Source organism: Pseudomonas sp. PDM26 (assembly GCF_019219185.1).
In the GTDB taxonomy this organism is placed as follows: domain Bacteria; phylum Pseudomonadota; class Gammaproteobacteria; order Pseudomonadales; family Pseudomonadaceae; genus Aquipseudomonas.
Genome location: NZ_JAHUWC010000002.1, coordinates 192,902 through 212,727, shown reverse-complemented (window position 1 = coordinate 212,727; position 19,826 = coordinate 192,902). Strand labels below are relative to the sequence as shown.

The following is a 19,826-nucleotide window of genomic DNA, read 5'->3' as shown; positions in this document are numbered from 1 at the left end:
AGTTGAAGCGTTGCGACTCAGGGGATGACTCAGGCGCGTTTGCTCTCGTAGCCATGCAGTACGTTGACCGCATTGATCCCGATCTCATCGACCATGTAGCCGCCTTCCATGACGAACAGGGTGGGGCAGCCGACGCTCGCGATCAGCTCGCCGATGCCGATGAAGTCTTCGCTTTCCAGCAGGAAGTGACTGATGGGGTCGTCCTTGAACGTGTCGACGCCCAGTGAAATCACCAGCACTTCAGGCCCAAATTGCTGGAGTTTCTTGCAGGCGTGGAGCAAGGCGTTGCGATAACTTTCCCAGGTGGTGTTCTTCGGCAGCGGATAGTTCAGGTTGTAACCTTCGCCCTGGCCTGTGCCTACTTCGTGGCGGAACCCTGAGTAGTACGGATAGGACACCACCGGTTCGCCGTGCAGCGAGACAAACATGACGTCACCGCGCCCGTAGAAAATGTTCTGGGTGCCGTTGCCATGATGAAAGTCGACGTCCAGTACGGCGACACGTTTGGCACCTTGGGTAATGGCCTGCTGTGCAGCAATGGCGGCGTTGTTCAGATAGCAGTAACCGCCCATGTATTCACGCGCTGCGTGATGGCCGGGCGGTCGGCACAGGGCAAAAGCACTGTCGTGGCCTTCATCGATCAGCGCCAGGCCGGTGAGGGCGATGTCTGCACTGGTTTTCACCGCTTGCCAAGTGGTGGCGGTAATCGGGGAGCCGGCGTCCATTGCATAGAAACCGAGCTTGCCGTCGATGAACGTCGGGACTTGCTCGTTGGACAGGTCACGCACTGGCCATACCAGCGGTAGGGCATCGTGCGTACGTCCGGTGGCGCACCATTCTGACCAGGCGCTTTCTAGAAAGCTGACGTAGCGCTCGCTGTGCGCATTGACGTAACACGACCGGTCAAATGCTCGCGGTTCGATGATCTGGCCTAGGCCTACCTGCTTGACACGGTTATGGACGGTATCGGCTCGACTGGGCTGTTCGAACGATGGCTTGAGGACGCCGTCTTTCAATTCGGTGCCGTGGTGCAAGCGGTGGGAATCACTGAAAACTGTAAACATTCTGCGCATCCGTTAATGTGAGCCAGTGCAAATATTCTGTTCCGGCCGGGATGCGCTTTCTTTGCTTTGTTTTCGTGGTTTGCTAGATTGTTCGGGCGTTTTTACTCTGGAATGGCGTAATGCAGAAAAAATTATCCAAACGCATCAGTCTCGACGATACCGACTTGGCAATCCTCGCATTGCTGCAAGAAGATGCGAGTATTTCCAACGCTGAGCTCAGTGAGCGCTTGTCGTTAAGCCTGACACCTTGCTGGAGGCGGCGTAAGAGAATGGAGGAGGCGGGTGTGATCAAGGGCTATCAGGCGAACCTTGATCGACGAATGCTGGGGCTGGATATCATGGCGTTCGTGCACATCCGTTTTTCCACCCACGCCGATCATGCTCCCGACGCTTTCGAGGCGGTGATTGCTCAATTACCTGAAGTGTTGTCCTGTCACAAGATCACCGGGGATGCCGATTACGTGCTGCAAGTGTTGGCAGAGGATCTTGATAGCTACAGTGACTTTATCGAGCAGGTGCTCAGGCGTCAGGTGGGTATTGCGTCCATCCAGTCCAGTCTGGCTTTACGCGAGGTCAAGACCAGTAGCCGTATAGCGATACCCAAATCGAGCAAGGAGTGAATGGGCAGGGGTTAGATCACCTTTTGAAACCCTGTCTTTGACGTAGCCCGTTGTAGTCAACCGACACACTGTTGCTCGCTCAGTGACTGAGGCTTGTCCGTATTCTCACGGGCAAGCTCAATGGTCAGCCGTTGGTCTTTGCAGATGCCGTCAGTGGAGCCTGCTTTAATGCCACGGTCTCCATAAATCGACTCCATGATCAACGCATGGTAGTCCGCGCCAGATCATCTTCTGTAAGATGCAACGCCTATCCCACTACGAGCGTTGAAAATGGAATTTCACTCGATTCTTGCTTTTACCCTGGTCGCTGCGATTGCCATTGCGAGTCCAGGGCCTGCGACCCTGATGGCGATCAACAACAGCTTGGCCCACGGACAGCGCAGCGCCGTGTGGTCGTCCCTTGGTAATGCCAGTGGCCTGTTCTGCCTGTCGGCCGCTGCCATGCTGGGGCTGGGGGCGTTGCTTGCCAGTTCCGAATGGCTGTTCAATGCGGTGAAGATCATCGGTGCCGGCTACCTGTTCTACCTGGGGCTAAGGCAGTTGTTCAAAAAGAGCCCGATGCTCGCGGAAGGTATGCAGGATGGCTCGAAGAAGAGCAGACCCACTCGCTTAAAGTTGTACAAGTCGGCTTTCCTGACGGCGGTGACCAACCCTAAGGCGACGATGTTCTTCACTGCGCTGTTCCCGCAATTCATCGATCAGAGCGCGACGTTGCTGCCGCAGTTCCTGATCCTCACCTCGATCTTCATGGCGTTGTCGGTTACGTCGCTGAGCCTGTATGCCGCGCTTGCCTCCCGGGCCAAGGGCGTGCTGACGCGGCCTGATTTGTCCCGGTGGGTCAGCCGGGTGGTAGGGTCGACGTTCATCTGCTTCGGAGCCGCCATCCTGACCATGCGTCGACAGGCTGCATAAGAGGAGGGCGGCTAGTCGCCCGTTCGGGCATCACCGAATTAACTGAATCTCATAGCGATGCCCTAACCACCAATGGACAATCTACTGGCTGGGCTCCCGATACGTCGAGGGTCTCGATCAGGTGCCGGGCAGCCTTGCGACCGATCTCGTAGTACGGCAGTTGCACCGTGGTCAGCGGCGGGATGAACAGCTCGGCAATACCGATCATGTTGTCGTAGCCGAGCACGGCGACATCGTCGGGAATTTTCAGGCCACGGCCCAACAACAGCTGATAGGCACAAAAGGCAATGCGGTCGTTGCCACAGATCAGAACATCGAACTGGGGACGACCTTCGATGATGTGTCGGTCGAGGATGGCTGCCGTTTCACCATAGGCATCATGATCGGAAAGGTCGTATTGCAGCAGTGCGTCAGGCGCCAGGCCGAATGCCTGACAGGCGCGCTGCAGGCCTTTTTGTCGCAGTTCCCAGGCCAGACTCTGTTTGGGCAGATTGATACACAGAGGACGCCGATAGCCTTGGCTCAACGCGTGATGTACGGCGCGATACTGCCCCGATTCGTCGTCCGGCACATAACTGACCAGGTGACTGTCATCGGCCAGGCAATTGGCGAGGACCAGGGGTTTACTCTTCAAACGCTCGGGAATGCTCACCTGGCGAAATCCCATGGCGCTGAAGATCAACCCGTCGGGACGGTGCGACAACATCAGGTCGATGTTCTGGTCGGTGGGCGGATTGCTCAACAGGTTGAGGATAAAGACATTCCAGCCGGCTTGCTGTGCGGTCTGTTCGATGGACAGCAACAGTTCGACCGCGAACGGTGTGGTCGCGGTGTCCAGCGCGAACACTCCGATGGTTCGCGACTGGAGGTTGTCGCCGCGCATCTTGCGCGCCGACAGGCTCGGTACGAATTGCAGTTCATCAATGGCGCGACGCACCCGCTGAAGGGTTTCGGGGCTCAGTTTTTCCGGATTATTGAGCGCTCGAGAAACCGTCATCAGGGACACGCCGGCCAGCTGTGCAACATCTTTCACTGAAGTCATGCGAGATGAGACCGGTCAGGTTGACGCAGAATCATGACACAGGGCCCGGGCTTCTCGCGACTCGAATGACGCAGCTCACAGCCATCCAGAGCCCAGAGGCCATGCCTTGGGAATCGAGACACGCCCGCCACTTCCGCTGGCAAACAGCTTCACGCCCAGACTGTCGGGCCCCGGATAGAAGCGACTGCTAAGGCTGAAGCGCCCGTTCTCGTCGAACACTTCGATGGACGAGCGATCGAGAAACACACGCAGTTCCAGTCGCTCTTGTGTCGGGTCTATCGCCACGCTGCGCTGACCGGTGACTTGTGCACCCGAGCGGCTGCGGTCAAGCACCAGACGCTGCAGTGATGCATCGTAGTAGAGCAGGGTTTCTTCCTGACCATCGTCGCTGCAACGCAAGGCGATTCCCAGGTGGCCGTCGGTGCAGCCGAGCAAATCCAGATGCACATGGATTTCGAGCCGGTCGCCATTCACTTCCCGCACCCATCGGGCTCCCGAACCATCCCACCAGGACGTGCCCGGCAATGGCGCCTTACGCAGAGCGGTAAGCTCCCGTGCCGGATACACGTAAAGGCGATCTGCATGCAGTTCAAGTTCGCGCGGTAAACCGAGCATGCCGCACCAGTGATGGGCCTGGCTCGGCATCGGGCTTTCCCACATGTCGAGCCACGCCCATACAAGGCGCCGGCCGTCGGCGGCCAATAGCGTTTGCGCGGCATAGAAATCGTGGCCGTTATCCAGTTCGATAAAAGGCCCGCCGGTGAAGTGCCATTCGCTGTCGAGTCGGCCCACTCGATAACCGGTCTGGTACTTGTTGAGCCGTTCGTAACCCTCGGGTTGCATGCCCTGGGGGGAGTACAGCAGCACATCGCGCCCGTTCAGTCGGAACAGATCCGGGCACTCCCACATATAGCCATCGCCCTCGCTGCCGCTGGACACATAATCAAGGAATTCCCAGGTGTGCAGATCCGTGGAACGGTATAGCGGCAGTAGCGGTTTATCACCCAGACGCGCGCCGGCAATCAGGTACCAATAGTCTTCCTTCTGCCATACCTTGGGGTCACGAAAGTGCATGATCGTGTCTTGCGGCGCGTTCTCGATGACGGCGCCATGCTTGACGAACCGGATGCCGTCGATGCTGGTGGCCAGGCACTGGACCTGGCGGATCGAGCGTTCGTCACCCACTTCCCCCAGCCAGGTGTGCCCGGTGTAGATCAGTGCCAGGGTATCGCCACACACCACCGCGCTACCGGAAAAACAACCGTCACGGTCGAAGTCGTCGCCGGGCGCCAGCGCAATGGGCAAATGTTGCCAATGGACCAGATCGGCACTTTTGGCATGCCCCCAATACATCGGGCCCCATTTCGCTTCGAAAGGGTGGTGTTGATAGAACACATGGTATTCGCCACGAAAGTACACCACCCCGTTGGGGTCGTTCATCCAGCCCACGGGGGGAGCAAGATGATAATCGGGTCGATAATCGTGGATGACACGAGACAGGCCATCACTCAGCGCATGCTGCGCAATCTCAAGGGCAGCGGACATTGGAACGCTCATGGAATTCAAAGACACAGTCATAGGACGCCTGCTCGTGCCGAGCGTAGAGGGACGCCATCCGGCAGGGTTTCAATGGCGTGTGGGTGGCGCTTCAAGGCCGTGCCGTCGGCGTCGAACAGGTGCAGGTTGTCGACGTCCAGTTGCAGCTCGACCCGATCGCCCGCCTGCCATCCGGCGTTGACCTCACAACGACAGATCAGTGGCTCGTCCTGACCTGTATCCAGGTGCACATAGGTTTCGCTGCCCAGGTATTCGACCGCGGTCACGACGACGCCGGTAGTTCCCTGCGCCGCCTTGAGCGACACGTGTTCCGGGCGAACCCCCAGGCTCAGTGGAGCGTCCGCCGCCAGGTTCGAGCTGTCGAAGGGCAGGGAGGTCATACCCAGGACGGGAGTATCGACCAGGCTGGTTTCACCCGGTGCATGCAGGCGTGCCGCAAGAAAGTTCATTCTGGGCGAACCGAGGAAGCCGGCGACAAAGCGACTCGCTGGGCGCTCATAGAGTTCGCGCGGTGAGCCGACCTGTTCTACGCGACCGCCATTGAGCACGACAATTTTGTCGGCCAGGGTCATCGCTTCCACTTGATCGTGAGTGACGTAGATCATGGTCGAGCCCAGTCGGGCATGCAGCCGGGCGATTTCGTTGCGCATCTGCACCCGCAAGGATGCATCCAGATTGGAGAGCGGCTCATCGAACAACAAAATGTCCGGCTCACGCGCCATGGCTCTGCCCATTGCCACACGCTGGCGCTGACCTCCAGACAGTTCCTTTGGCTTGCGTTGCAGCAGTTTGTCCAACTGCAGGATTTGCGCAGTTTTCAGCACGCGCTCGCGCAAGCTGCTCTTTTCAGTCTTGGCCAGTTTGAGACCAAAGCTGATGTTGTCGTAGACGCTCATGTGCGGGTACAGCGCATAAGACTGAAACACCATGCCGACGCCACGCTCGCGCGGCTCCAGGTCGTTGACCCGTCGCCCGTCGATCAGCAGGTCGCCGCCGCAGATCGAATCCAGTCCGGCGATCAGTCGCAGCAGAGTCGACTTGCCGCAGCCCGAAGGGCCAACGAACACCACGAATTCACCCGCAGCGATCTCCAGGCTGACGTCGCGAAGAATCCGCGCGCCGCCCAATTGTTTGTTCACGTTGTCCAGTTTCAATTTGATCACGATGCTGTTCCTTGTAGTTGTCGGGCATCAACCCTTTAACGCGCCGGCAGTGAGACCGGAAACGATTCGGCGCTGGAAGATCAGCACCAGAATCACCAGTGGGACGGTGACCACCACCGATGCAGCCATCAATAATCCCCAAGGCAGCTCATGAGGACTCCCGCCGGAAATCAAGGCGATGGCGACCGGCACCGTGCGTTGCGTGTCTGTGAGGGTGAAGGTCAAGGCAAACAGGAACTCGTTCCACGCTGCGATAAAGGCCAACAAGCCAGTGGTGACCAATGCGGGCCATAGCAGCGGCAACAGCACCCGGGTAAGCGTGACCCAAGGCGAAGCGCCATCCATGATTGCCGCTTCTTCCAGTTCATGTGGCAGTTGCCCCATGAATGTGGTCAGCACCCAGACGGTGAAGGGCAGGGTGAAAATCGTGTAGCTCAGGATCAACGCCCAGGACGTGTTGTACAGGCCCAGGGCGCGGATCACTTCGAACAGACCCGACAGCACGGCGACTTGGGGAAACATCGACACGCCAAGAACCAACATCAACACCGTGCCACGCCCTCGGAACTTCACCCGGCCCAAGGCATAGGCGGCGGTCAGGCTGAGGAACAGCGCCAGCGTCACCACGCACAGCGCCACCACCAGCGAATTACCGATAGCCCGCAGGAATGAGGCTTGATGGAGTACCGCCGCGTAGTTGGAGAAGTCGGGGTTGTCGATCCAGTAGCTCACCTCGAACAAGGCGCTGGACGGCTTCAGTGAAGTCACGATGGCGTAGTAGAAAGGGAAAACCGCATACAGCAGCAATACCCCGATCAGGCACCAGAACCCGAGGCGCAACAGTGCTGTTTTCAGTAGGCGCAGGTTCATGACCGGACCTCCAGTTGACGGCGTCCGAGGTAGAGATAAAGCATGGCGATCACCGCAACCACCAGAAACAGCAGCGTCGAGGCCGCGCTGCCGTAACCGACGTCCTGGAACTCCACCAGGTGCTGGCGGGCATACACCGACATGCTCATGGTGCTCGACGAGTTCGAGGTCAGCACATAGATGACGTCGAATACCCGCAGGGAGTCGAGAATGCGGAAGATCGCCGCCACCAGCAATGCGGGCATCAGCAGGGGAAGGGTGACACGCCAGAACACTTTCAGCGGATGAATGCCATCGACCCTCGCGGCTTCGTAGCAATCGCTCGGCAACATCTGCAAGGCCGCCAGCATCAGCAGCGTGACAAACGGCACGGTCTTCCAGACGTCGACGAGGATCACCGCCCACATCGACAGGTCCGCATCGGCCGTCCAGGCCAGGGGCGCGTCAATCAGGCCGAGGCTCAGCATCAGGTGATTGATGATGCCGAACTGGTCGTTAAGCATCCATGACCAGATCTTCGCCGAGACAATGGTAGGAATCGCCCAGGGAATCAGAATCATCGCCCGCACCAGGGAACGGCCGGTGAACTTGATGTTCAGCAGCAACGCCACCAGCAGTCCCAGTACGACTTCCAGTCCCACCGATACCACGGTGAAATGCAAGGTGTTGCGCACAGCGTTCCACCATTGTGGATCGACCAGGATGCCCGACCAGGTGGAACCGTTGTGAAACAGATAATTGCTCAGGCCGACGAAGGATCCGCCAGCGGTGTCCGACAGACTGGCATCGGTCAGGCTGAACCAGAATGTACGCAGTAGCGGCCAGGCTGCCACCAGGGCCAGACACAACAGCATCGGTGTCAGAAACAGCCAGGCGGCGCGTACCCGGCGTCGTTGTACGGGCGTTTCCCTGGTGAGCAGAAGCTCGTCACAGGGGACATGGGTAGTAGAGACAGACATGGTGATTTTCTTCCTTGTGGCTTACCAGTTCCGGCGTTTGATGCGCGTGAGTTCGCTTTCCAGCTCGGCCAGCGCCTGATCCACAGGCAACTCGCCCGCCAGCACACCATGCACTCGATCGAAGAACGCATTGGAGACCCGTGGATAGCGATCGGCAGTGATGGAGGCGGGGCGCATGACCCCATCGTTGAGAATGCTATGGAGCTGACTGTAATAAGGCATTGCCGCGAGCAATTCGGGATCCTGATACAGCGACTCGATCACCGGGTTGTAGGCGGCAGCCAGAGCACGATGTTTTTGCTGTTGGGCACTGGTCAGGTAGCTCACCAGTTCTGCGGCAAGTTTTGGATGGGCGCTGTAACGCGACACCGCCAGGCCCCACCCACCGAGGGTGGAGGCATGGGTACCGGTCTCGCCGCCACGGGGCAGGGGAGCGACCCCGACCTTGTCTTTTACGGCACTGTCCTGGCTTTGCACCAGGGCCCAGACATAAGGCCAGTTACGCATGAACAGCGCATTGCCCGACTGGAATACGCCACGGCCTTCTTCCTCGGTGTAGTTGAGTACGCCACGCGGGGAGATGTCTCCTATCCAGCTTTTCGCCAGGGTCAATGCCGTTCTTGAGGCCTGGTTGTTGACCACGATGTCGCCTTGCGGATTGACCAGCCCGCCTTGCGGTTGGCTGCTGATCCACTCCAGCGCATTACACGTCAGGCCCTCGTAGGCGCGCCCTTGAAAGATGTAACCCCAGGCATTGGGGTTCCCGGCGTTGCGCTCGGCTTGCTGAACATCCCTGGCCGTAGCGGTCATATCCTCCCAGGTCTGGGGAACCTGCTTGTCGTACTTATTGAGCAAGTCCTTGCGGTAATACAGCAGGCCTGAGTCGGTGAACCACGGCATCGTCACCAGCCGTCCGTTCACCGTGGCGTTATCCACTTGTGCCTGGAAGTAGCCCTGGGTCGCATTGGCAGGAAGCACTTCGCGCAGATCCATCAGATGTTTGGCCAGCATCCCTGGCCACACCATATCGATCTGAATGATGTCGATGTCGGAGGACTGCGCACTGAGGATCTGTTGGTAGAACGACAACCTCTCGGTTGCCGAGTTAGGTGTTGAGACCACCTCGACGTGGTTGCCGGTCTGTTTGGACCACGCCTCGACAGCCTCTTTGCAGAGTTGTAGCTCCGCACCCACCGCGCCGCAGGAGATAGTCAAATCAGCTGCGTTCGAGAGGGATGGAAGCCCGGCACAAAGGGTGAGCAGTGCTGCTGGAAGAAGAGATTTAAGCTGTTTCATAAAGCCCTCTTTATTTTTGTTTTTAGAAAAGTTAACGTTAACATCGCCAAATGTAGCAGCGTATTTGCGATGAGGCACCTTTTTTTTCGTCGATTGCGACAATTCGCAACTCACGAAAAATGGCCGGTCGCGGGAACAAGACAATAAAAACAAAACAGGAAATCCACATGCAGAAAGCATCAAGCTGGCTACTCGCAGGCGTGCTCGGCACCTCGGCGGTAACCTCTCAGGCCGCGACTCTGGAAGAACGCATGGCCTCGTTCGAAGCCCGTGCCAGCGCCGCGGAAAAGCGTGCAGCCGCAGCCGAGCAGCAAACCCAGGCACTTGCCAGGGAATTGCAACAGATCAAGCTCGCCACTGCTCCCTTGCAGCCCGCCGCGTCTACTGCGGCAGTAGTTTCGGCGCCCGCTTTGGATACCCGAGTGGCAAAACTCGAGGCCCGTCAGCAAAGCCTGGAGAAAGAGGGCAGTACCGGACACCTCACTGATGGGTTCAGCTTCAACGGCTACGCCCGCTCCGGATTGCTGATCAACGATCGGCTGGGTGGTGGTCGTGGTGGCCCTTATGAAACGCCTGCCGGTTCAGTCGGTGGTGCAGTCGGGCGACTCGGTAACGAGGACGACACCTACATGCGTATAGACCTGTCGAAAGAAATCTATGCGCAAAACGGCACCCGTTCCAAATTCACGGTCTCCATCGCCGACGGTGTGGAAAGTTCCAATGACTGGACGGCCGACGAAAGCAAACTGAACGTGCGCCAGGTATTCACAGCGCTTGACCATCTCGCTGCGTTCAAGGGCAATTCAGTGTTCGAGAACGCCACCCTGTGGGCAGGCAAGCGATTCGATAGAGATAATTTCGATATCCACTGGCTGGACTCGGACGTTGTCTATCTGGCCGGCACCGGGGGTGGAATCTACGATATGCAGATGAACAAGAATTGGCGTTCGAACTACTCTTTGATCGGGCGTAACTACGGGGATTTCAGTCAAGGCGATCTTAGTGCCGATGTAGAAAGCTACATTCTGACCTCCAACCAGTTCTTCGAGGATGGTCAGTGGCAGTGGATGTTCAATGGCATCGGCGCAAAGAAAAACGATTTCGCTACCCGCACCAATGCAGCGGGTTTGACGCCTGCGGATTCCGGCTTGCACAGCATGCTGGCCAACCACCAGAAAAACTTTTTCGGCAGGGAAGGCTTCTTCAAAACGGCGCTGCTCTATGGGCAAGGTCTGGGAGCCGAGGTCAAGAACATCGGCTCGGATGGCGAACTCATCGACGATGCCCGCGCTCTGCGTCTGGCACTTTACGGTGAGACACCCCTTGCGCCTGACTGGCGTATCGGCCCTAGCTTGCTGGCCGAACAGAGCAAGGATAGATACGTCAAGGGTGACGACTACCGCTGGCTGACCCTGAACGTGCGTTTGGCCAATAAAATCAACAGCAATTTCGAGATGGCCTACGAAATAAGCTGGCAAACCATGAACCTCGACCCGAAGGACTATCTACAACGTAATGCGGTCGACGGTAACTTTTGGAAGTTCACTGTCGCCCCGACATTCAAACCTGAGGTTGGAGATCTTCTCACACGTCCCGAATTGCGAGTGTTTGCAAGCTTCATGAACTGGTCTTCGGATCTGGACGGATTCAGTACCACAGACTCCTTTGGCATGACGGACTTCAAAGCCGGAGGTGTATGGCAATACGGTATACAAATGGAAACCTGGTTTTAATATTTGAACGCGTCCGGCCAACATCTGCTTTGAGGTTGGCTAGGAGAACTTCTCTGACTTCAACAAACCCTGCCTTTCATCAAAGCGCATTGAGTCAGTGATTACCGGTCGAATCTGATCAGCCAGCAGTTCCCTACGACAAAAAATTGAGGAAATGACGATGGTATTGCCTCGCGCAGTAGTATTTGGCGAAGCCCTGACCGATCTTGTCCAAGGCACTCCTGGACAGTGGAAGGGCTACCCAGGTGGTGCTCCCTGGAACGTTGCACGAGCGCTAAGGCGCTTGGGTGTCAGCAGTGCTTTTGCTGGGTCGGTGAGCATGGATTCACTGGGTGACGAGATAGTTTCGCAGTCGGAAGCGGCAGCATTGGATATGAGGTTTATCCAACGGGTAGACCGAGATCCTTTGGTCGCCATCGTTCCGTCGAGCCGTCCTCCAAGGTACTTTTTTGCTGGAGATGCCGATCTGTTTTTTGATCCGGATCTGATGCCCGTAGGATGGATCAACCATGCAGAGCTGTGTCATTTCAGCTGCATCAGTTTGGCTCGACAGCCACTCGCAGACAGGCTGGTTAAAATTGCTCAGCAGGCCAAAGAAGCCGGTAAACGGATTAGCTATGATCCGAACTGGCGCAATTTAATGGATAGCCATTATCGGGAGCAGACCTTCCCTACGATGACCACCCTTGCTGACATGATTAAGCTTTCCGACGAAGACCTTCGGCAAATTTATCCAGGGCTGACAGAACACCAGGCAATGGATGAGCTTCGCGCTCTTAATCCTCAGGCGCAGATCCTTTTTACCCGAGGGGAACACGGGATGGTTCTCCACACCCCGGACAGCCAACTCGATCAGCCGGCTATTGCCGTGAAGGTAGAAGACACGGTTGGAGCAGGAGACGCTTGTATGGCTGGTTGGCTGGCTGCGCAGTTGTTGGGGATCTCAGACTTGAGAGAGCGCCTGCAATTTTCAGCGGCTTGCGCATCCATATCTTGCCGCCATGCAGGAGCCCATGCTCCAGCGCTAGCTGATGTGGAAGGTTTGCTGAAGCGGCTAACATTGGCAAACCCAGGGGATTGCTCATCCGTGTAAATCTGTCGCTACCACCTTGTGTTGGCAGTCAAATGCTCTAGTCCGAAGCTTTGGCCAATCGCTGTCGCAAAACTGTAATGTTGTCGTCATAGAATTGACATGACTTCTTACACACTTCAGCCGGCCTTTGGCCTTTTTCATGGATGAGCAAGCCCTATGCGTCGTGTCATATTCAATCAGAAAGGGGGCGTTGGGAAATCCAGCATTGCCTGCAACCTTGCCGCCGTGAGTGCTGCCGAAGGTTACCGAACGCTGCTGGTAGATCTCGATCCCCAGGCAAACTCGACTCACTACCTCACGGGCCTGACCAACGAGCACATTCCCGCAGGCATAGCCGACTTCTTCAAACAAACGTTGTCCAGTGGCTTTGAAGGCAGAAGGAATCGAGTGGCCATCACCGAGACCCTTTACGACAACCTTCACCTGGTGACTGCCAGCTCTGAACTGTCAGACCTCCAGTCAAAACTCGAGAGCAGGTTCAAGATCAACAAGCTGCGCAAGTTGCTGGTAGAGCTGTCCGAGGACTATGAGCGCATCTATATCGATACGCCTCCGTCGCTGAATTTCTACACATTCAGCGCGCTGGTGGCTGCAGATCGATTGCTGATTCCATTCGATTGCGACAGCTTTTCTCGCCAGGCGATGTACCGTGTTATCGCACAGGTAGAAGAACTACGTCTTGATCACAATGAATCACTGAAAGTGGAAGGGGTGGTGGTCAACCAGTTCACCGGGTATACCGGCCTGCATCAATCTCTCGTGAATGAGTTGCTGGCCGAAGGCTTGCCAGTGCTACCGGTCTATCTGAGCAGCTCCGTCAAGATGCGCGAATCTCACGAATTGTCAGTTCCCATCATCCATTTGGCCCCGCGACATAAGCTTTCGCTGGAGTTTGTTGGCTTGCTGGACGCCCTGGAGCGGGCCGCTTAGCTTCATCGCGGATGGGCTGTTACAAGTGAAATCGTCCCCTCAGGGGCGTCACTCCAGCTAGTGTCAAACCAGCCAGAGCCGGTGAATCAAAACCAGTTCGTGCAGTTGAAACACTAACGAAACATTCCGGCCATATGATTCGCACCACCGAAACCTGGGGGGGTTGTAGATGAATCGGCCATCAAGAAGCATGCGCAAACTGCTCGACGCCGTTGCCACCAACAATGAGGCTGCGTCGCTTGATGTGATGCGTGCTGCAGAGCAGCTCCAGGATGAGGTGTTGCGCCAACGATTGCTGAACTTGATTCATCGGCTCAACCAAGACGCCAATGACTTGCGAATGGCGCGGGACGATATCCAAGGCGGGGCCATCAAGCTTGCGTGACCTGCGTCCACCACTTAACGCTGGTCCGTCTATCCTGCCGATGCAGCGGGCGAGTGAGATTACGCAGCTGCTGCCGCATAACTGGACTTCCGCCTGATAACGTAAGCCGGGATGTACGGATGCTCACGTTGAAACTCCACAGGGAAGACTTGGAATGACTCGAATTATTGAAATCCTGATGTACACCTTAAAGCCAGGATCGGGATTGGATTTTCATCGAATAATGCAGAATGTAAGTGTTCCGCTTCACCTGGAAGCTGGCATGGATGTCGTTTCTTATGGCGGCTCATTGCATGATTGTGACAGCTATCACCTGATTCGCGCCTATGAAAGCGAGAGCCATCGCCTGGCATTTCAAGATGTTTTTTACGCAAGCGCTGCCTGGAAACAGGGCCCGCGAGCAGACATTATCAGTCGGATTGAAATCAGTACAACGACAGTTATGGCGCTCACTCAAGACGCAATTGATGCCTTGAGAGCTTCTAGAGCCGAAGCTCGATCCGCGTAGCTGACATCGACAAAGGCAGACCCCGTAGCCTTAATTGCGGGGATCAGGAAGATGTGTTGGCCGGACGGTTACCGTAGAAGCTCCATTCGTCGCAGTTATCGAATATCAGCGTCAAGCTTACCTCTGCCTGGTGGAGAAAATCGCTGGCATTTGGAGCTCCTTGTAGATAGCGAGAAACCTGAATCCTGAGGTAAATATCAAAGCGATCCAACCAGCGATCCGGATTGACGGAAATGTATCGCGCAGCAAGACATACAAGGTGCACCCCAGCAGGACTGGTGTGGCGTAGATCTCACGTGACATCAACAACGAGGCCCTGCCGGCTAGCACATCACGCGCTATGCCGCCCCCGATACTGGTCAGCACGCCCATCATCACCGCCAAAGGTGCACCAAGCTGTAATGCCATCACTTTCTCAGTAGCGACTAATCCGAACAGTGCGGCCGCAAAACCATCGAGATACAGCAATAGCTGATAGCGTTTGTGCAATCTATTGGTGAGAAAAAATGCCAGTAGTGAGGTAACCAATGCGACCCAGATGTAGTTGAAGTCTGCAATCCAGAAAATCGGTTGATCGAGCAGTAGGTCTCGAATGGTGCCACCACCAATAGCAGTGATGATGCCCAGCACTACGGCCCCGAACAGATCGACACCTACCTTTTGGATAGCCAACAATCCGGTAATGGCAAACACGGCGGTGCCCAACATTTGCTGAAAATAAAGCATCCGTTACTCCGTTCTCAGGGAACCCATCGGGTGAACGATGGCGATGTGGGGAATGCAGGCGCGCGCCATCTGCAAGGCATCGTCGTTGGCCTGGCAATGCGGGTTGTAAATGTAGAGGGTGCTTCACCCACCGGAAGTCTAGTGGGTTTGTGCCCTTCCCACATCGGAGACTGCATTGAGGTGGAGGAGAGGGGAGTGCTCGCATAAGAGTCGTCATCGTGCCTTTTCTGCCATAGGCGAGATCCAGGATGAATGTGCTGTGGTGTTCAGGCACAGGGTCGCCTTGTGGGCCAGTTGCCTGAGAAATCCTGCGTCCCGGGATAACGGTGTTAGAAAAGCATTTTCAGATCGGCACTCTCCGCCATCGCCTTGTTGCCAACATCACCGGGGTGCAGGTGGTCTCCCGAATCAATAAGTGGCAGCAAGCGAGTGGGGTGTTCAGGATCGCGGGTCAGGAGATCGAAGTCGATCACTGCGTCGAAGGCGTGACTGGTTCGTATCCAGTGGTTGATCGCCTGGCGCAATTGTTCTTTTTCCGGGCTGTGATAATTCTTCACGATCGTTCCCTCCAGGGCGCCTTCGACGGGCATCAGCGTTGTTCCAATGATGCGAATGTTGTTCCGGCGCGCTTGATCGATCAGTTGACGATAGCCAGCAATCAGTTTTTCCTTGGGCGGCACGAGCCTGTCTGGTTCGAAGGAGCTGCCCGGCCAACTGATGTCATTGATGCCGAGCATCAGAACCACCGTTTTTACCCCGGGTTTGACCAGCACATCACGCTCGAAACGTGCCAGCGCGCTGACCCCCATGCCATCCTCGAGCAGACGAGCCCCGGAGATGCCGGCGTTGAGTATGGCGAGCTTCTGTGTAATCAAGCGCTGGGCGAGGAAGTCCGTCCAGCGTCGATTGCTGTCCAGGGTCGAGCCATTGCCGTCGGTAATGGAGTCGCCGAGCACCACGAGCGCACGGGTGTCGGGCGGTGCGTCCACCAGAATGTCACTGAGAAACAGCCGCGCCTCCACGTGCTCGCGGCCTTCCAGCCGCTGAGCGTTGACCTGTTTTCCGGGTGTGATGAATGCCGTTTGTTTGCCATCCCAGTGGAAGGTCGTCAACGGCGTGTGCTGCGGCAGATAAAGAGAGATCGCAAGCTCACTGAGTGCTGGCACTGCCAGGTCTATCGGGTCACTGATCCGCGTTTCGCCCGCGGCGATGCTGACCTGCTCCTGATCGCTGAACGTCAGGCTGTGCCCGGAACCCGCGCGAATGTGATCGATACCCTCTATGAAGGCGACACGCGCGGCACCGATGACCAGCGGTTGCCGGCCATATTCGTTAGAGACCACCACGCGTATACGGCTGCCGCCGCTGCTGATACGCACTGTCTGGTGGATCGTGCTATCGGCCAGCGCTTGAGGAATTCGCGTGGGCAGCGGCAACTCATTGCCCCAGGTGGGTTGAGGGCTGGCCATCCAGGTGGTGACCCAGTTTTCCGTTGCCATGACAGGGCTTGCGGCAAGCAGGGCAGTCAATGCGAGAGACAAGGGTATTCTCGAGGGAAGGGCAGTCATCCAGGTTTCTCCTTGATCGGTAAATGGTTCAGGAAGACCAGATTGATCTATTCAAAATGAGTGTGATAGAAGGGGAAATCCCATACAGCCCATTCCTGAATCGAATACCCATGGACAATCTTAAGGCGATGCAGTGTTTCGTCCGCGCCGTCGAGCTAGGAAGTCTGTCATCTGCCGCCCGTGAGTCGGGCAGCACCCAGCCCACGGTCAGCAAGCTGATCGCCGCTCTGGAAAAGCAATTGGGAGCCCGCCTGCTGATTCGGGGCACGACCGGGCTGACACCTACCGAACCGGGAAAGCGTTTCTACGAACGTGCCAAAGGCGTGCTGGAGGAGTACAGCGAAGCTGTTGCAGAGGTGCGCGGTCTGACCGAACGCCCCGAGGGTTTTCTACGCATCAACGTTCCAGTCAGTCTAGGAGTGTTGCGTCTGAATGCGTTGCTGTTATCGTTCATGGAGCAGTATCCGGCCATTGAAGTGGAGCTGATCCTCAATGATCGTTTCGTCGACCTCACTGAGGAAAATGTCGACCTGGCCCTGCGCCTGGGAGGCAGCTTGCCACCGAACGCCGTCGCCCGACGCATAGCGACCTCACCGCGGTATCTGGTGGCAGCCCCTGAATACCTGCGTCAGCATTCCCCCTTGAAAAGCCCGGCAGACCTGAGCGACCACAATTTCCTGCGGTTTGCGTGGTTGACTGCAGGCGATCGTCTGCAACTCAATGGCCCTCTGGGTGAGCAGGTAAGCGTCACGATTCAGGGGCGCTATCGAACCAACAGCTCATTGGCCATTCGCGACGGTCTTCTGCAGGGCGCCGGGCTCTGCATCACCCCGGCCTGGCTTGTCAGCGACCTGCTTGAAAGCGGGCAGTTGGTACGTGTTCTGCCCGAGTGGAATGGCCCGCCAAACGACGCTTTTCTGATTTATCCCGAGCGCCGCTACCGCGCACTGCGTACGCGATTACTGATGCAATATCTGGCCGAGCGGGTGGGGCAGTTACCTGGGTTCATGCCCTAGCTAAAAACCTCTATTGACGCAAAACGGTTGGGTCACAGGGCGAGAGGCATACGGCCTCTTGCGTCAAGGAAAGCGCCAGCTCGGCGAGTCTACCTAAGCGTGCGGATCTCGAATGTGCTGTCGCCTGCGTTGAAAAAAGTCGAAAAAAGCCCGTTGACACTCATAAATTTTCACTCGTAGGATCAGGGCTCTTCAGGGAGCAACAACCGGGTCAGGGAATGACTGGTCTGCCGTTATGGCATGCGTGCCACAGGCACGTCCGTCGACAAGACTTCCCTCGCAGCCACCGAGCGCCACTCTATAAACAATCAGAGTGCCTCTTCGTACTGAGTTCCGAAAACCTGTAGAAGCTGCGGTGCGGCGATCCGACTTGCCAGCGATGGCGACCTTTCGGCCGAGCATTTTCTTCCTGGTGTACATATCCATTGTTGCGGTTACGGCCACTTAGGGTTCCGCCCTGACGGCGGGTCACTTGGAAAAGCCCCAAGTAACCAAGGGCTCTTGCCCCTGACATTCGGTGCCTCGCTGTGGCTCGGCATGCCCTCGCTCCGGTCCTGCTCCGTGGGCCCGCCGCGATCGGCCATCCATGGCCGTGCGCGGCTAACCCGGCATCCATGCCGGGTTGCCCACTGCGCAGAACCTGCGCTCGGCCTCTCGAGGGGGCGTGCACCGCAACAGCACCGCGAGGCGAGCTAACGCTCGACCTCTTGTTTGGTGGTGCACGCGTTCCCCTGTAGGAGCTGCCGGAGGCTGCGATCTTTTGATCTTGCTTTTGCGATCTGGAGATTGCTGAAGATCAAGATCAAAAAGATCGTCCGAACGCGGCCCGAACCTTCGGCAGCCCCTACAGATATTTCGTTATATGTGTTCCCCGGAATTCCGTGAAGAACCTTTTTTCAGACCTGTTGAGTGACTGTGCGGAGTTGATGATATGAAATTGTTCAGGCCGTTGCGTCAGCGGCCCGTAGCCTTGCTGTGGGGAGGGTTGGCGCTCTCTTCGATCGGTGACGAACTCTTCGCGATTGCCATCGCCTGGATGGCGGTGCAGATCGCCGGAACCGATGCAAGCTGGCTCAGTGCTTTACGCGGTGCTGCCGCGTTGGCAGGTGCTTTGCTGGGAGGAATATGGGCTGAGCGCTGGGACCACCGCCGCACGATGATCGGCGCCGACCTGGCGCGGGCCGGGCTTGCCTTGATTCCGGTGCTTGCTTGGGGGCTCGGCATCGTGAGTCTGTGGATGCTGGCGGTGCCGCTCATGCTCATGATGATCGTCAACTCGTTGTTCGAGCCGGCGCTGCGCGCCAGTCTGCCGCGCATTGCCGCGGCGCCGGACCAGCTGCAATCGGTCAACGCGCTGTTCGATGCGATCATCCGGGTCGCCCGGGTGATCGGGCCAATGCTGGCAGCGGCGATTACGCTGCTGATTCCGATCGAGCATCTGTTTACCCTGAACAGCATCACCTTCCTGATCTCCGCGTGGGCGGTCATGAAGTTGGGCAAGGCGTTGCCGCGCCAACCTGTCAAGGCAACAAGCCGGCGTGCCGGATTTACCGCCGGCTGGAGAAGTCTTGCGGGACGCAGCCAGATGCAGGCGGTGTATGTGTGTGCGGGACTGGGCAATGTTGCCTGGAGTGTGGGTATATCGATCGGCATGGCGCTGGCAGTCGTCAAATACGATATCCAGGGATTCGGCGTACAGGGTTTTGCTGCCTACGGCCTGATCATGGGGGCTTACGGGGCAGGGAACCTGATCTCCATTTTTGTTGTGGGCAATCTGCAGATCCGTCGCTTGTATCACGGGTTTACCTTCGGTTCCGTGGTTAACGGCCTGGGCATCGCGATCATCGGTGCGGCGGTGCTGTACCTGCCACCGGAACACGTCCTGACGGGGATGATGGTCGGCGCAAGTCTTGCGGCACTCGGCGGGCCACTGATCGACATCTCCTTCATTCTGCTGATTCAAACCCGGTTCAGACAAAGCGAAATCGCCGGGCTGGCACGGCTGCGTTTTGCGGCGCTGGGCGCGTCGATTCTGATTGCCGGTGCCTGCGGTGCTGCGCTGTATGCCCGCTTTGAAACCGGCCTGGTTATTGTCGGTGCCGGGATTTTCGAAGTGATCGTGGGGGCAATTGTGCTGCTAGCCCCCAAGGATAACGAAGTCGTGCAGGCGAACAGGGAAGACGGCTCTTCGTCGTCATCCTTGGCGGATGGCAGCGAGGTGGCCCGATGACCCCGACTATGCCGTCGGTGACCCTGACCCGGAAATTTCTCGAATAATCCGCAGTAAGTCTACTCCTCTACACGTACGGCAATACCTCAGGGGTTGGCCGTCTCTCTTGCATGCCTTTTTTGCATCATGACTTGGCGTTTTCGCTCCAGACGTC

General features: G+C 57.1%; 18 protein-coding genes. 9 read left to right on the top strand and 9 right to left on the bottom strand.

Annotated features, from left to right (window positions below):
* Positions 1 to 29: 29 nt before the first annotated feature.
* Positions 30 to 1,064: a histone deacetylase family protein gene (locus KW849_RS04950; RefSeq protein ID WP_218428223.1), complete on the bottom strand. Its 1,035-nt coding sequence runs from the start codon at positions 1,062 to 1,064 to the stop codon at positions 30 to 32.
* Positions 1,065 to 1,183: 119 nt separating this feature from the next.
* Here KW849_RS04950 and KW849_RS04945 point away from each other — a divergent pair, with 119 nt between their 5' ends.
* Together KW849_RS04945 and KW849_RS04940 are read left to right on the top strand one after the other, a co-directional pair.
* On the top strand, positions 1,184 to 1,684 hold the full coding sequence (locus KW849_RS04945; RefSeq protein ID WP_056724899.1) for an Lrp/AsnC family transcriptional regulator: 501 nt from the start codon (positions 1,184 to 1,186) through the stop codon (positions 1,682 to 1,684).
* 270 nt (positions 1,685 to 1,954) lie between these two features.
* Positions 1,955 to 2,596 carry a LysE family translocator gene (locus KW849_RS04940; RefSeq protein ID WP_108215634.1) on the top strand — a complete coding sequence of 214 codons (642 nt, stop codon included), beginning with the start codon at positions 1,955 to 1,957 and terminating at the stop codon, positions 2,594 to 2,596.
* A 49-nt stretch (positions 2,597 to 2,645) separates the two neighbouring features.
* Here the strand turns inward: KW849_RS04940 and KW849_RS04935 are convergent, their stop codons facing one another.
* From KW849_RS04935 to KW849_RS04910, 6 genes are all read right to left on the bottom strand, one after another.
* Positions 2,646 to 3,638, bottom strand: coding sequence for a LacI family DNA-binding transcriptional regulator (locus tag KW849_RS04935; protein ID WP_218428221.1), 993 nt, complete (start codon positions 3,636 to 3,638; stop codon positions 2,646 to 2,648).
* Between the two features lie 75 nt (positions 3,639 to 3,713).
* Positions 3,714 to 5,216, bottom strand: a complete 1,503-nt coding sequence (locus KW849_RS04930; RefSeq protein WP_218428218.1) for a sucrose-6-phosphate hydrolase — start codon at positions 5,214 to 5,216, stop codon at positions 3,714 to 3,716.
* Entirely contained in the window at positions 5,213 to 6,358 is a 1,146-nt protein-coding gene (locus KW849_RS04925; RefSeq protein ID WP_218428216.1) for a sn-glycerol-3-phosphate ABC transporter ATP-binding protein UgpC, read from the bottom strand. Before KW849_RS04925 ends, KW849_RS04930 begins: the two co-directional genes overlap by 4 nt.
* Before the next feature lie 27 nt (positions 6,359 to 6,385).
* Positions 6,386 to 7,228, bottom strand: coding sequence for a carbohydrate ABC transporter permease (locus tag KW849_RS04920; protein WP_218428214.1), 843 nt, complete (start codon positions 7,226 to 7,228; stop codon positions 6,386 to 6,388).
* Positions 7,225 to 8,187: a carbohydrate ABC transporter permease gene (locus KW849_RS04915; RefSeq protein WP_218428212.1), complete on the bottom strand. Its 963-nt coding sequence runs from the start codon at positions 8,185 to 8,187 to the stop codon at positions 7,225 to 7,227. The genes KW849_RS04920 and KW849_RS04915 overlap by 4 nt, the downstream gene beginning before the upstream one ends.
* 21 nt (positions 8,188 to 8,208) lie before the next feature.
* Entirely contained in the window at positions 8,209 to 9,483 is a 1,275-nt protein-coding gene (locus KW849_RS04910) for an ABC transporter substrate-binding protein (RefSeq protein ID WP_218428210.1), read from the bottom strand.
* 167 nt (positions 9,484 to 9,650) lie between these two features.
* Between KW849_RS04910 and KW849_RS04905 the strand changes: the two genes are divergently transcribed.
* The 5 genes from KW849_RS04905 (at position 9,651) to KW849_RS04885 (ending at position 14,132) form a co-directional block, all read left to right on the top strand.
* Positions 9,651 to 11,216, top strand: a complete 1,566-nt coding sequence (locus tag KW849_RS04905) for a carbohydrate porin (protein WP_218428207.1) — start codon at positions 9,651 to 9,653, stop codon at positions 11,214 to 11,216.
* A 160-nt stretch (positions 11,217 to 11,376) separates the two neighbouring features.
* Complete coding sequence (locus tag KW849_RS04900; RefSeq protein ID WP_218428205.1) at positions 11,377 to 12,309, top strand: carbohydrate kinase; 933 nt, start codon at positions 11,377 to 11,379, stop codon at positions 12,307 to 12,309.
* A 156-nt stretch (positions 12,310 to 12,465) separates the two neighbouring features.
* Complete coding sequence (locus KW849_RS04895; protein WP_218428203.1) at positions 12,466 to 13,239, top strand: ParA family protein; 774 nt, start codon at positions 12,466 to 12,468, stop codon at positions 13,237 to 13,239.
* 169 nt (positions 13,240 to 13,408) lie between these two features.
* Entirely contained in the window at positions 13,409 to 13,624 is a 216-nt protein-coding gene (locus tag KW849_RS04890; protein ID WP_218428201.1) for a hypothetical protein, read from the top strand.
* 154 nt (positions 13,625 to 13,778) lie between these two features.
* Positions 13,779 to 14,132, top strand: coding sequence for an NIPSNAP family protein (locus tag KW849_RS04885; protein ID WP_218428199.1), 354 nt, complete (start codon positions 13,779 to 13,781; stop codon positions 14,130 to 14,132).
* Positions 14,133 to 14,249: 117 nt separating this feature from the next.
* On the opposite strand, the gene KW849_RS04880 is transcribed toward KW849_RS04885, so the two are convergent.
* Positions 14,250 to 14,858 (bottom strand): trimeric intracellular cation channel family protein, encoded by a 609-nt coding sequence (locus KW849_RS04880; RefSeq protein WP_218428196.1) that lies wholly within the window; start codon positions 14,856 to 14,858, stop codon positions 14,250 to 14,252.
* A 329-nt stretch (positions 14,859 to 15,187) separates the two neighbouring features.
* On the bottom strand, positions 15,188 to 16,426 hold the full coding sequence (locus KW849_RS04875) for an SGNH/GDSL hydrolase family protein (RefSeq protein ID WP_218428194.1): 1,239 nt from the start codon (positions 16,424 to 16,426) through the stop codon (positions 15,188 to 15,190).
* Between the two features lie 110 nt (positions 16,427 to 16,536).
* On the opposite strand from KW849_RS04875, the gene KW849_RS04870 reads away from it, so the two are divergent.
* The gene (locus tag KW849_RS04870; RefSeq protein WP_218428192.1) at positions 16,537 to 17,442 is read left to right on the top strand and encodes a LysR family transcriptional regulator; all 906 of its coding nucleotides are present in this window, start codon (positions 16,537 to 16,539) and stop codon (positions 17,440 to 17,442) included.
* Between the two features lie 931 nt (positions 17,443 to 18,373).
* Positions 18,374 to 19,672 carry an MFS transporter gene (locus KW849_RS04865; RefSeq protein WP_218428190.1) on the top strand — a complete coding sequence of 433 codons (1,299 nt, stop codon included), beginning with the start codon at positions 18,374 to 18,376 and terminating at the stop codon, positions 19,670 to 19,672.
* Positions 19,673 to 19,826: the final 154 nt, after the last annotated feature.